This is a genomic window from Roseibium sp. (assembly GCF_039982295.1).
Lineage (GTDB): Bacteria > Pseudomonadota > Alphaproteobacteria > Rhizobiales > Stappiaceae > Roseibium.
The window spans coordinates 48353-60937 of record NZ_JBDWYP010000033.1; the positions used below are offsets into that span (position 1 = coordinate 48353).

11 protein-coding genes and 1 tRNA gene are annotated in these 12585 nt (G+C 56.1%); 4 read left to right on the plus strand and 8 right to left on the minus strand.

The genetic code is table 11. From position 1 onward, the window contains the following. Positions 1-5 precede the first annotated feature (5 nt). Both ABJZ52_RS05445 and ABJZ52_RS05450 read right to left on the minus strand, forming a co-directional pair. Positions 6-1187, minus strand: a complete 1182-nt coding sequence (locus ABJZ52_RS05445) for an FAD-binding oxidoreductase (protein ID WP_348184356.1) — start codon at positions 1185-1187, stop codon at positions 6-8. Positions 1188-1246: 59 nt separating this feature from the next. After that, on the minus strand, positions 1247-2464 hold the full coding sequence (locus tag ABJZ52_RS05450) for an acyl-CoA dehydrogenase (RefSeq protein WP_348184355.1): 1218 nt from the start codon (positions 2462-2464) through the stop codon (positions 1247-1249). A gap of 186 nt (positions 2465-2650) precedes the next feature. On the opposite strand from ABJZ52_RS05450, the gene gcvA reads away from it, so the two are divergent. The 3 genes from gcvA to ABJZ52_RS05465 all read left to right on the plus strand — a co-directional run bounded on the left by gcvA (position 2651) and on the right by ABJZ52_RS05465 (position 5703). After that, positions 2651-3574 (plus strand): transcriptional regulator GcvA, encoded by a 924-nt coding sequence (gene gcvA, locus ABJZ52_RS05455; protein ID WP_348184354.1) that lies wholly within the window; start codon positions 2651-2653, stop codon positions 3572-3574. 36 nt (positions 3575-3610) lie between these two features. Continuing rightward, positions 3611-4525 carry a lipid kinase YegS gene (gene yegS, locus ABJZ52_RS05460; protein ID WP_348184353.1) on the plus strand — a complete coding sequence of 305 codons (915 nt, stop codon included), beginning with the start codon at positions 3611-3613 and terminating at the stop codon, positions 4523-4525. A gap of 455 nt (positions 4526-4980) precedes the next feature. Beyond that, positions 4981-5703: a glycosyltransferase family 61 protein gene (locus ABJZ52_RS05465; RefSeq protein ID WP_348184352.1), complete on the plus strand. Its 723-nt coding sequence runs from the start codon at positions 4981-4983 to the stop codon at positions 5701-5703. A gap of 9 nt (positions 5704-5712) precedes the next feature. Here ABJZ52_RS05465 and ABJZ52_RS05470 read toward each other — a convergent pair whose 3' ends face one another. The 5 genes from ABJZ52_RS05470 to ABJZ52_RS05490 all read right to left on the minus strand — a co-directional run bounded on the left by ABJZ52_RS05470 (position 5713) and on the right by ABJZ52_RS05490 (position 9664). Continuing rightward, complete coding sequence (locus tag ABJZ52_RS05470) at positions 5713-6450, minus strand: hypothetical protein (protein ID WP_348184351.1); 738 nt, start codon at positions 6448-6450, stop codon at positions 5713-5715. 29 nt (positions 6451-6479) lie between these two features. Beyond that, positions 6480-7418 (minus strand): glycosyltransferase, encoded by a 939-nt coding sequence (locus tag ABJZ52_RS05475; protein ID WP_348184350.1) that lies wholly within the window; start codon positions 7416-7418, stop codon positions 6480-6482. Positions 7419-7506: 88 nt separating this feature from the next. Beyond that, positions 7507-8580, minus strand: a complete 1074-nt coding sequence (locus tag ABJZ52_RS05480; RefSeq protein ID WP_348184349.1) for a glycosyltransferase family 4 protein — start codon at positions 8578-8580, stop codon at positions 7507-7509. Positions 8581-8726: 146 nt separating this feature from the next. Beyond that, positions 8727-8803, minus strand: a tRNA-Arg gene (locus tag ABJZ52_RS05485). 534 nt (positions 8804-9337) lie between these two features. Continuing rightward, complete coding sequence (locus tag ABJZ52_RS05490) at positions 9338-9664, minus strand: septal ring lytic transglycosylase RlpA family protein (protein WP_348184360.1); 327 nt, start codon at positions 9662-9664, stop codon at positions 9338-9340. 602 nt (positions 9665-10266) lie between these two features. Here ABJZ52_RS05490 and ABJZ52_RS05495 point away from each other — a divergent pair. Further along, a complete protein-coding gene (locus ABJZ52_RS05495; protein ID WP_348184348.1) occupies positions 10267-11781 on the plus strand; it encodes an EAL domain-containing protein in 1515 nt (504 codons plus the stop codon). Between the two features lie 205 nt (positions 11782-11986). Here the strand turns inward: ABJZ52_RS05495 and ABJZ52_RS05500 are convergent, their stop codons facing one another. Next, entirely contained in the window at positions 11987-12574 is a 588-nt protein-coding gene (locus ABJZ52_RS05500) for a TetR/AcrR family transcriptional regulator (protein WP_348184347.1), read from the minus strand. Between the last annotated feature and the right edge of the window lie 11 nt (positions 12575-12585).

Genomic DNA, 12585 nt, shown 5'->3' on the forward strand with positions numbered 1-12585 from the left:
CAGCTTCAGACCACATTGCGTTCAATCAGCGGCTTTCCCTGTTCCAGGCGATCGAGACCAAGGGGCGCAAGATCAAGCGTTTCGTATCCGCCTGTTGTGATCAGTTCCGCAAGCCCTCGCCCGACGGCGGGTGACTGTTGCAATCCGTGGCCGGAAAAGCCGAGAGCCAGATAGAAGTTATCCAGGCCCGAGACTGAGCCGACGAAGGCATTGTGGTCGAAGAGATTCATGTCGTAATGACCGGCCCAGGCGCTTCCTGGTCGAATGGCCTCAAATGCCGGAACCCTTTCGGCCAGTGTCGGCCAAATCTGCTCGTCGAACAGGGCATGGTCGACATCGAAGTCGTCACAGTCGACGTCATCTTGCTCAGCGGGCGAGACACCGCAGATGTAGCCCTGTCCCTCTGGCCGCACATAGGTGCCGTTTGGGTCGATCAACAGAGGGAAGTTTGGCAGGTCTTCCCGGCAATCGAAACTGAATACACAGCGTTTCCGGGAATGTATCGGCACGTCGAGACCCGCCTGGCGGCAAAGCTCCGCGCCTCCAGATGCTCCGGCCGCGTTGACGACGACACCGGCAGAGATCGTCTCGCCGGTGCCAAGTTCAATTGACCAGCCGTCGCCATCCTTGCAAAGCTGCTCCGCCTTCGCGGGCAGGTAGGTCACTGCGAGGGAGCGGGCTTTCTTTCGAAACGCCTGCATCAGGCCATAGCCATCGAACCAGCCTTCACCGGTCAGGCCGTGGCAACCAGCGGCCAGATCAGACGTCTTGAGCCAGGGAAACCGCTGCTTCAGGCCGGCAACATCGAAAAAACCGATATCTGCTCCGAGCTCTGACTGGAGAGCGTGATTTTGTTGAAGCAGGTCGCGCTTGTCCGGCGTCGCGAGAAACAGATATCCGCCTTCATGAAGGTCGATGACTGGCTGTTCGCCGCCGACCTCCAGGTTCTCCCCGATGGTCCGCAGATATTCAATTCCGAAAAGCGACATCTCGATGTTGATGGCGCTGGAGAACTGTTGGCGGATCGAGGCTGCAGAGCGGGCCGAAGCGCAGATCTGGTAAGTTGGATCCGCCTCCAAAACGACAATGCGGCCGGTAAAGTCATCTCGCTGTGCGAGTTGGCAGGCGACAGCGGAGCCCATGGCGGCCCCACCGATGATGACAACATCTGCAGATCTTGTGTTCATTCGCAACCGCCTGAAAAAAAGCGCCGGAGGCGGGGGGAGGCCTCCGGCAACGTCATTCCCTAAAAGAAGGCCTGAAGGCCGGTCTGGGCGCGGCCGAGGATCAGTGCATGAACATCATGCGTGCCCTCGTAAGTGTTGACCGTCTCCAGGTTCTGGGCATGACGCATCACGTGATACTCTTCGGAAATCCCGTTGCCACCGTGCATATCTCTGGCAACGCGGGCGATATCGAGTGCCTTGCCGCAATTGTTCCGCTTGATCAGCGAGATCATTTCCGGGGCGACTTTCCCTGCATCGAACAGTTGCCCGACCCGCAGGGCAGCCTGAAGGCCGAGGGTGATCTCGGTCTGCATGTCAGCGAGCTTCTTTTGGAACAACTGGGTCTGGGCCAGCGGGCGGCCAAACTGTTCGCGGTCAAGGCCGTATTGACGCGCACGCGTCCAGCAGTCTTCTGCAGCTCCCATGGAACCCCAGGCAATTCCGTAGCGGGCGCGATTGAGACAGCCAAACGGTCCCTTGAGACCGGAAACATTCGGCAGCAGCGCGTCCTCTCCGACTTCCACATTGTCCATGACGATTTCGCCGGTAATCGACGCGCGCAGGGACAGCTTGCCGCCAATCTTCGGGGCGGACAGACCCTTCATGCCTTTTTCCAGCACGAAACCGCGGATCGCACCATCATGCGCTTCGGACTTCGCCCAAACGACGAAAACGTCGGCAATTGGGGAGTTCGAGATCCACATCTTGGAACCGGTCAGCTTGTAGCCGCCATCGATTTTCTCGGCGCGGGTGCGCATGCCGGCAGGGTCTGATCCGGCATCGGGCTCGGTCAGGCCGAAGCAGCCGACAAATTCACCGGTCGCAAGCTTCGGCAGATACTTTTTGCGCTGCTCTTCGGATCCATAGGCATAGATCGGATACATCACCAGCGAGGACTGAACACTCATCATGGACCGGTAGCCGGAATCGATGCGCTCCACTTCACGCGCCACGAGTCCATAGGCGACATAGGAGGCACCGGCGCAGCCGTATTCCTCTGGCAAGGTGACGCCCAGCAGCCCGAGCTCACCCATCTCGTTGAAGATCTCGCGGTCGGTCTTTTCTTCACGGTAGGCTTCTATGACCCGTGGCAGAAGCTTCTCCTGCGCATAGGACCGGGCGCTGTCCATGATCAGCGCTTCATCTTCTCCCAGCTGCTCACGGATTTTAAATGGATCCTGCCAGTCAAAGGTTCCGCCTCCGGCCGGGGCGGATTTTGCGGTCGTTGATGCGTTCATGGGGCTCTCCCTTGCGCCGTGAGGCTGGTTTCCACGTCCGGGGGCGCTCTTCGTCGCTGCGCCAGGATGGAATGAAAATGATGCTCGAGATGGAGTGTGCAGAAAGATCTGCTTGCAAAAAAGAGATTTCTTCTCCTCTAATCATGCCAGGATGGAATGAACTCGACAGGCCTAACGGATCCGGACATGAAACGCGCCTTTGTGCCGCCAGCTGATGCATTGATCGCCTTTGAATGTGCAGCCCGCCACTCCAGCTTTACCCGCGCTGCAGAAGAGTTGCATCTCACACAGGGGGCGATCTCCAAACAGGTTCGCCATCTGGAGGATCGTCTCGGTGTCGAGCTCTTCAGACGCGTGCGCCAGAGAATTGTCCTGACGGATGCGGGCAGGCTTTATCTTCACGATATTCGCGGTGCGCTTGATCAGATGACGGCCGCGACGCGCCAGGTCATGTCATATGCCGGCAGCGAGGATGTGCTGAATGTTGCTGTTCTGCCGACGTTTGGAACCAGGTGGTTGGCACCTCGCCTTGTTGAATTTCAGCGAAGGCACCCAAATGCAGGTCTTAACCTGAGCGTCCGGCTGCAGCCTTTCGATTTCGAGGCTGAGCCCTTTGATGGTGCCATCCACCACGGCGATCCGGTCTGGGCGGGTGCGATCGCCGAGCCTTTGTTCCCAGAGGAAGTTATTCCTGTCGCCTCACGAGCGTTCAGGGATCGGCATGGCATCCGGACACCTGGAGATCTCGCACATGTGCCGCGCCTCCAGCTGGCGACCAGGCCGCTTGCATGGAAACAGTGGTTCGATCAAGCAGGTGTGGAAACAGATGCTGCCTTTCAAGGCGCACGTTTCGAACAATTTGTGATGATCTCCGAGGCGGCCGTGCACAATGCCGGGGCGGCGTTGGTGCCGCGTTTTTTCGTGCAGGAGGAACTTGCGTCGGGCAGGCTCGTTCGCCTTTTTGACATGTCTCTTGCGCAGCACTCGGCCTATTATTTTGTCTATCCTGAGAACCGAACAATGCGTCCGGTTGTGGCAAATTTCCGCAACTGGCTCATGGAAGAGGCGCGTTCCGCCCGTATGGACCGGGAAACCATGCTGCCCGGATAATATCGGCAAAGAAGACGAGCAAACGGAGAACAAGAAATGGCAGAAGGCTCTCATTTGCGCCTTATCCTTCACGGCAAGGCGGCAGCCCGCGATGACGTTCGCGCAGCCGTCAGCGCCGTGCGCGAGCGGGGCCACAAGGTGTCCGTCCGAGTCACTTGGGAGGCTGGCGACGCGCAGCGCCTGGTTCAAGAGGCGCTTCTTGAAGCGAAGCGGGAGAAAATTGACACGCTGGTTGCCGGTGGCGGCGACGGCACCTTGAATGAAGTGGTGTCGGCGGCGCTGGCGGGTTCGTCACAGCACGAGGCGACGCCTTTTGCCTTCGGGCTGCTACCGCTCGGAACGGCAAATGACTTTGCGCGCGGGATCGGTCTGGACCCGCGCGATTTGAGAGCTTGCTTGATGATAGCGGCGCAAACCCCGGCGCGGGCCATGGATGTGGGTGTCGTCAATGGCCGGGCGTTCGTGAATGTTGCAACAGGCGGTTTTGGAACCAAGGTGACTGCAGAGACTGACCCCACCTTGAAGCGTTTGCTTGGTGGTGCCGCCTATGTCTTCACCGGACTCAATCGCTTTTCTGAGCTTTCCGCCTGCGAGGGGCGCATCACAGCGGATGATCACCACTGGGAAGGCCGCTTTCTGGCGTTGGCGATCGGCAACGGACGACAAGCCGGGGGAGGGGTTCAACTGTGTCCGGACGCGATCCTCGATGACGGCCTGCTTGATCTGACCGTGATTCCCTATCCGGAAGCAGACGAGGTTCCGGAGGTGCTCGCGCAGCTGTTCGAAAAAGGTCAGGAAGGCCTGAAGGAGAAACTGGTCTTGTGGAAGGTCCGCGACATCCTGATCGAAACCAAAGAACCGCTCCAGATCAATCTCGACGGCGAGCCCGTGCATGACACGCGCCTGGAAGTCGCCACGTTGCCCGGGCGCATTTTTTTCCGGCGGCCGTGACGGGATTGGCACTGGTAGAAAGCACGACCGCGGATTAAGGGGTCTTGTGTCAGGAACAGCGGCCTGGATTTGGTCCGCTGGCGGGGTTTGGATCGATGAGCTATCCACTAAGAGATGAATTTCACAGGGCGCGCAAAGCCGTCGGCCGAACGCTTGACGGTCTGTGGCCAAGGGCTGATTTTGCGAATGTGACAACGGCGCTCACGGATCAGCAACATGCCCCTGTCAGGGATTCCGGACCTGAGTTGCTACCTGCCCAAGCAAAAGAATTCCTGGATTATTGGTCAACAGTATCTGATCGCGAAGCGATTTTGCGTGTTGATCGGCCATGTACTGTTGATCCTAAAATGGGGATCCTGTTCTCCAACGGCCGCGTTATGTGGGGGTCGAGTGACATTCCGGACCGTGAGCGCAATCCACGTTTCTTCTCGCATTTGAGCAGGGCGAAGAGAAGTTTGCCCACCGCAATCCTGTTGCACCATTTTCATGGCGACAACTATTTCCATTTCTTTCTCTATGTCCTGAGCAAAGCAGCCGTAGCTGAAAGGCACGGCCTTCCCGTCGAAGCCCCGTTTCTGGTGCCGGAGAAGACGGCCAGTACCAGGTTCTTCAAACAGGCCATGGATCTTGGGGTCTTCGGTGAACGGCAGGTCATAATTCAGGGGCGGAAGGAAACGATCGCTGTTGAGCAGGCCTATGTCATACGGGCGTTTTTCTGCCACAAGCCCTATTTTGAGTGGGTGTGCGACCGTCTCGATGTGCCTGCTCCATCCGGGAACGGCCGACATATTTTCGTTTTGCGGGGACAGAGCGCTGCGAATGGTCGTGCGTTCCGCAATCAGGATGAGGTCAATGCGCTTGCGGAGAGCTACGGGTTTGATCTGGTGGATCCGTCTAACCTATCCCTTGAGGAACAGATCGACCTGTTCAGCCAGGCTTCCGTCATTGCCGGTGCTCATGGGGCCGCTCTTACCAACATCCTGTTTCGACGGTGTGCGCCCTGCAGAATTATCGAGCTCTTCAGCCCGACAATGGGGTCTCCACATTATTACATGCTGGCGAAGGAGCTTGGTTTTGCCTACGAGAGTCTGATGACGCTCAACCCGCAGGGCCGTGCCTTCACCGCATCGACCGAAGTCGATATCGATGCGCTTAAGCGGGTTTTCCAGAACCTGTGACCGAGGATGTCAGAGGTAATTCTTGAAATTCGGCGTAGGAAGGCCTTGCAGAATGCGGTCCCGGTGTCTGTAGACAAGAGGGTGGATCACATCCGCGCAAAGGAATGACCAGGGCACCGGGTAGGCGGCACTGGTATCACCGGCCGCCGCGTCGGCTGCCGCACGTGGCTCTGGCGCCTGGTGCGCGCTTAACCAGGGCATCAGCAAGTCCAGCCGCTTTTCGACATGCGCCAGCCAAAGCGCCGTAAAATCTGTTCCCGGCCGGAACACATAGGCGCACATTCCGATCATGTGACGCCAGTTCGCCCGGTAAAAGCGATAGCGCAGATAGTTCGCGAACGCGCTTGTCTGCATGTCCAGATGATAGCTTGTCCCGTCGATCCGGTGCCGATGGATGTTGGCGACACCTTTGGCCGATTTTTCGCGATAACCGATGCCAAAAGCTTCCGGAGTCGCCTCCAATGCACTGAAGGCAGGAAGCCAGGAGCTATGCGTTTCCTTGATGTCGGCATAACCGCCGCCATAGTGGTGCATGAAATAGGGGCGCAGGTAATCAGACCGGTGAACCGCCGACAGATGTTGATACGCCGGGTGCAGCGGCGCGTCATTCTTAATCCAGCCCGCAAGGTTTTCAGGCGTCACAAGCGTTATATCGCATTGGCTGTTCGCCAGCGTCTTGAGACAAGCCGAGCGTGCTGGCGACATTTCGTTGTCACCGGTCCAGAAAACGAAAATGTTCTTCTTCATGCTCGGCCTTGTTTGATCCCAGGTCCCAATTATTGCCCGTCGATGACTTCATAGTAGCGATAGGGTTTTTGCATGACACCCTGCAGGTTTCCAAGGCCGCGCGCCAATCTCATGCGGCTTTTGTAGTAGCGATAGACCGCTCGTTCGCTGCCGAGTTTTGCCGGGAGATAAAACAGTGCCGACCCGATAATACCTCCGAGTAGGCGTCGTAGACCCTTGATGGTGAATTTCACGGCTGATTTCAGATAGCCCTTGCGCAGCACGGAGACCTGCACGTGAGCCGCCGAGCTGGATCTTGACCAGCCAAGCAATCTCTCCGGTGCGACGCGGCTTGCGGGTACATATTCTTCAACCACCGCATCCGGTGACCAGACGATCTTGAAACCCTTGGCCGTGGCAGCCTCGAAGAAATCGAGATCTTCGTAGCCGTAAAGGAAGGCGGGATTGAAGCGCAGTTCCGCCGGTGGCTGGATCAGCTTTGCCGAAAACAGCACGTTGTTGGTTGAAGCACGCGGTAAGAGGGTCCCGGCGGGGTTCGTGCTGGCAATTTCCGGATACCACCAGTCTGGCGGCTGCTTTTCAAAGTTCTTGGTCACCGCGCCGTAGCTGACATCCGCACCATGCTCCTGGGCAGAGCGCAAATGCGCTTCGAGCCATCCGGAAAGCGCAATTTCATCATCATCGATCAGTGCGACCCAATCAAATTTGTGCTTGATCGCTTCATGGAGCGTGCGGTTGCGGGCAAATGGGATGCCGCGTCTCTCTTCAAGGGCGTAGTGGATGGGAAAGCGAGTGGCTGCAGCGACGGCTTCGACACGCGCCTGGCTCCGCGGCGCGCTGTCATTTTCAACGACGCAGATCTCGACTTTCAAGCTCGCAGGGAACTTTTGAGACGTTAGAGAACGCAGGCAGTTCTCCAGCATTTGCGGCCGGCGTGCCGTACAGATCATGATGCCGATGCGTTGCATATGCCGTTTGCCTATCGCGTATGAGTGTCAGCGTGGAGCAATGGCGACAAAGTAATTTTCTGTCAACCGGCAAGGAACTTGATCGTGCTCAGGCTTCAGCCAGTTTTTCAAGGAGGTTGTCGTAGCGATTTGCGACCGCTTCGAGGCCCAGTGCGCCGACAACACGTTGGCGGCCGGCAGTTGCCAGCTGGTTACGCCGCTGACCATCGTTTATCAGTTCTGCCAAGCTGTTCGTGAGCCGCGTCTCGAAGTCCTCAGTGTCAGGTTCGTCGAGCAGAAGGGCCGCATCGCCCGCAGCTTCGGGTGTCCCGCCTTGGTTAGTCGCAATGACGGCACAGCCCGATGCCATGGCTTCAACGACGGCGCGGGGGAAACCTTCTCGAACAATGGAGGGAAGCGCGGCGATGGCCGCTTCGGAGAGGTGTCTTTGAACCGCGGCCGATGGCGCGTTCTGGAAGATGGCAACATTTGCCAGGTCGGCGCAGGACACATCGATCTGCTTGGCAAAAGAAGTTTCCGCCTCGGTCTGCACGCCCAGGATCAACTTGAGGCTCCAGTCATTGGCCGAAAGTGACCGATAGGCGCCGATGAGGGGAAGCAGCCCCTTGTCCTGCCTCGCGCGCCCAACGTAGACAATCTCTTGTCGCTTGGCTTGCGCAGGTGCCCAGACCGAGGTGTCGACGCCGTTGAAAACGACGGTCTCGCGGTCTTCAAAGCTTGGGAATTGCGCCAGAAATCGATCCCGGATGAAACCACTGACAAAGACGATCCCGGCTAGCCGCGAAAACTGACGCCGCTTCTTCCATTTCGAAATGACGCTGCGGCTTTCTTTTAATAGTCCGTGGCGATGAAGAAGGACGGGAGTCCCGGGAAGGGCTTTTGAGATCCTGGCAGCCGTCTCCGGGTGCTGGTGCACCACGACAACATCTGGCAGATCCGCGCGCAGCTTCTTGAGGAATTCGCGGATCAGCGAGACCTGGTTCGTGGCATGCACGGGACGAAAATCAACATCCTCAAAAGGCTCGGGCGTCGCGGCTCCGATCACATAGGTTGCGTCGCGAAAACGGCTCTTCAGGATAAGGTCTCGGGCAACGATGTCTATTGACGTCGCACCTTGAGGAGAAAATTGCATGCCTCTCGGCAAAATGACGGCAATCTTCATGGTGAACTCGTGGCCTGTCCCTGGAACGCTGAGAACCCGCCCAATTCAATCGGACGATGATCGTCGCGTCTTAAAGCCTGAGGGGCCGAACGTCCAGATCAGCCATCTTATGGCTCTAACTGAATTTCAAATTGAAAAAAGAGAAATGGTGCACCCGACAGGATTCGAACCTGTGACCTCTGCCTTCGGAGGGCAGCGCTCTATCCAGCTGAGCTACGGGTGCAGAACCGGTTTCCGGCTGAGCCGGGCGGATAGACGGTTCTGATAGCCGATTGGCCTGCGGGCTTCAATTGCTTTCTTTCGATTTTGGACAGACGGGACAGGTCGTAAGTCGCAAGTTGGGTGAAAGCGGCAGGTCGACTGGCATCTAAAAAGAGTGCCGGTTGATATTTCCAGCCCGCTCACCAATGTCGGTTCGCATATGCGGCAAGCCGGAGGCGGTCTGTTACATGGGCAGGAAAAGTCGGAGTGAACGGGGGAATCAAAAACCAAGTGCGACTACGCTCCAGGCGACGGTAGCGGAATCGCTAAAGGTATCAAGGTGTTGAGATGTTCAAAAAAAACGCGCGGTACCCGTAGGACCGCGCGAAAAAGTTACTGTGCACATGGCCCCATCGACCACGGCGGCAATCCTACAAAGGTCTAATTGGTTTGTCATTACCGATATGCATTTAAATAATTGATTCACACGAGCTCAATTAATCAGTTTTGATGTTTGATTGGCGGCAAGATCTTATCATCGGATTGTGGATTGATTTCAGTCGCCGCAAGCAGGTGATCTACTGAATTTCAAAGGTGCGGACTCCGATACGAGACGGACCTCCACTTTGGTCACTCCGCGTGAAAGAAATCCCAACTCGACGGCTGCTGCGCGGGTGACGTCGATGATCCTTCCTTTCACAAAGGGGCCGCGATCATTGATCCGGACGACAACTGTTTTGCCGTTCTGAAGGTTCTTCACCTGAACCATGGTTCCAAAAGGCAGGCTTCGATGCGCAGCGCTGAGAGAGGTGGGATCGGCCATCTCGCCGCTGGCTGTACGGCTCGTCAAAGCATACCAGGACGCTTTTCCGCAATGTTCCATGGCCTTCGCAGACGCTGCAAGGCCTATGGGGAAGACACTTGGCAAAGCGATCACGCTCAGAAAGACAAGCTGGCGCATCTGAAACAAACGCCGGTGTTTCATCAGTTGGCTCCGCTCAGGTTTGCCGTCAAGCATATTGGGTTCATGCGTCAATCATAATTCTACCAAATGACCAAAATGAGGAGCCTGAAGAGGCGATCATTCACCTTTGAACCCTAAAATCCCCCTGAATAGACTTGCAAATCATTAACCAAAAAGACTGCTTGAGCTGTGGGTAATAATCGTCGGGCAAAGATTGAGAGATCAGTCATGTTATCTCTGAAGCCAATATCGAGAACCCGTTTATAGTATTTGGTATCGGTTATCGAAAACATGTTTTTCGAAAGGAAGATCTCTTGCGGAGTGGCCAGAGATTAATACCAGATAACGCGCGATCCAGAGCCTCAAAGAGAGAGGAGTATTGGGTAGATGCTTTTGCTCGTCTTATTGAAATTTTGCCGGGACGTTCAGCCCTCGTAAAGCGAGACGGTCAGTGTCTCGCTGTAAATTCGCATTTTGCAAAACGGTTTCCGGAAACGGGGGGCGGCGCGGACGATCGGTATTTGTCGGAGCTTCTTTCTCACGAAAGCTGGAAACGTTTCCAGAGGGCATGCCTGGCGGCGACGGCAACCACGCATATGGACCTTCAAGGTGTTCTGTTTGACCGGTCTGGTCATGTGATTTCTCCGGCTCTGTCGGTTGCCCGCGTCGCGTTTGGTGCAGCATCCGAAGACGTATATTTTCTCAGGTTCGCTGAAGCTGAAGAAGCCGTTCAGGATCGATCCGTGGAGATCGAAGAGATCCGACACCTTGCCCATATCGATGACTTGACGGGATTGGCCAACCGTCGGGCTCTCTTCAAGGAACTCGACCACCGCATTGCTTCAATGCGCGCTCGCACACATGATGATCTGGCCGTTTTCTACCTGGATCTCGATGACTTCAAGAAGGTCAATGACCTCGCGGGTCATGCGGCGGGAGACGAGATGCTATGCCTCGTTGCCAATTGTCTGGGCGTTGTCTTTGAGGAGAATGGTTTGGCCGCCAGGCTTGGGGGCGATGAATTCGTCGGCTTGATCCAGGTTCCCACTGAAGCTGACGCACTGGAAATTGCGAACAGTCTCCAGGGACGGATGAGGCGACTTGGTCTGAAGTCAGGCAGCCGTTTTTTCACGATCAAGGGCTCCATCGGGATCTGTCACCTCAAGCCGGATCTCGTTGCTTCCGGGGCGGCAGCTTCCGATGTCTTGCATCAGGCAGACAAGGCATGTCTGCGTGGCAAGGCTGAGGGAGGAGGCTCTGTCAATTTCGAGGTCTTTAATCCGGAAGAGGACGCATGTTCACCGGATGTATCGGGCTGGCAGCCGGAAGACCTCCTCATGAAGGATCTTTCTCTTCATGCCATGCCAATCCTTGCGCTCGATAGCAAGGCAGTCCTTGGGTCTGAGATTCTTCTCCGTCTTCAGGGAGAAAAGGAACTCGCCTGCGCACCGCGGGCGTTGATCGCTTCCGCTGAACGGTCCGGTTTCATGTCTCAGGTGGACGGCTGGACGCTGGATCAGGTGCTGGACGCCATTTCAATCTCTCAATCGCGGCGCTGGTTTGCGGTGAACCTGTCTCTGGGAGCGCTTGCCGATAACCGCCAGAAGGATCTCCTGAGGAGCCGCCTGTCGTCTGAGCCGCTTTTGGCCGGGCGCCTGTGTCTTGAAATTTCTGAAAAAGACTATCTTCGTCAGCCGGATCTCTGCGAGAATTTCATTCGCTTTGCGTCTGAGCTCGGTTGCCAGACTGCAATTGACGACTTCGCGGGGCATTGGCCCGTGCTCGAACGACTGACCGAGTTGAAGGTTGATTGGATAAAGCTCGACCCTGCTCTCAACACGTTATCTTCAGCGCCTGAGCGAAAGTGCATGATACTCAGGCGAATGATTGCGGCAGCGCATGACATTGGCATCCGTGTCATTGCGAAGAATGTAGGGGACGGGTCAGAAATGGCGTTTTGGCAGACGTTGGACGTTGATGCGGTCCAGGGTTTTCATGTTGGCAGTCCGAAGCCATGGCCCGACAGTGACCTTTGATAGCTGCAGAAACAAAAAACGGAGAAGAAAGTTACTCCGTTTCAGCTGTGCTGTTTGGCAAAGATGCCAGTAGCCGGTGCTACCGGAAGCTTCAAATCGCATCCAAGATGGAAATCGCGCCTTCTCGACGAGAGTCAAAGCTCGATGACTGGAATGAACCAAAGATATCATGTTCGAAGGGGTCGCGGTTCCGAATTACGCAAATCTAGGCTGTCGAATTTGCAAGAAGCTGTGATGCGTTGATTAATCCCGCCCAGATAGTATCCAGCGCTGCGCCGAGTGGTAGACCTTCCTCATGCTCCCATAGAAAAATCGCCTGCCCTATCGCATTTGTGGCTAAAGATGCGAGCGCGACGGCGGTTTGATGACATTTGACCCGCGCGAACAGGCATTCCTCTAGATTTTTGCGCTCTATAGTAAGAAAACCCTCAAGTATGCCGCGTGCTCTTTCATTTGAACGTAGAACTGATCCCACCATTTTGAGAATGGCTTTATCGCCAGCGAGTATCTCCATATGTTTGTCTAGTAATAATTTTAGATCGTGGGCAAGTGGTGCAGTACCTTCGCGCAAAGCGTCTGTATCTTCCTTCCGGAATGCGGGTGGAGCGCCGATCGCAGCAGCTTCCTTGTTTTTGTAGTAGTTGAAAAAGGTCCGTGTGCTGATCCCTGCAAAAGCCGCGATTTCTTCAGTCGTTATTTGATCCAGGCCTTTTTGAAGCGACAGTTCCAAAGTCGCCATCTGGATGTCGCGCGCTGTTTTTTGTCGCCGTCTTTGATGTAACGAAATTGTCAACGTAACTTCCT

Coding starts and splice junctions, on each gene's coding strand:
- ABJZ52_RS05445 (WP_348184356.1), bottom strand. CDS start 1,187: ATGAACACAAGATCTGCAGATGTTGTCATCATCGGTGGGGCCGCCATG.
- ABJZ52_RS05450 (WP_348184355.1), bottom strand. CDS start 2,464: ATGAACGCATCAACGACCGCAAAATCCGCCCCGGCCGGAGGCGGAACC.
- gcvA (WP_348184354.1), top strand. CDS start 2,651: ATGAAACGCGCCTTTGTGCCGCCAGCTGATGCATTGATCGCCTTTGAA.
- yegS (WP_348184353.1), top strand. CDS start 3,611: ATGGCAGAAGGCTCTCATTTGCGCCTTATCCTTCACGGCAAGGCGGCA.
- ABJZ52_RS05470 (WP_348184351.1), bottom strand. CDS start 6,450: ATGAAGAAGAACATTTTCGTTTTCTGGACCGGTGACAACGAAATGTCG.
- ABJZ52_RS05475 (WP_348184350.1), bottom strand. CDS start 7,418: ATGCAACGCATCGGCATCATGATCTGTACGGCACGCCGGCCGCAAATG.
- ABJZ52_RS05480 (WP_348184349.1), bottom strand. CDS start 8,580: ATGAAGATTGCCGTCATTTTGCCGAGAGGCATGCAATTTTCTCCTCAA.
- ABJZ52_RS05490 (WP_348184360.1), bottom strand. CDS start 9,664: ATGGAACATTGCGGAAAAGCGTCCTGGTATGCTTTGACGAGCCGTACA.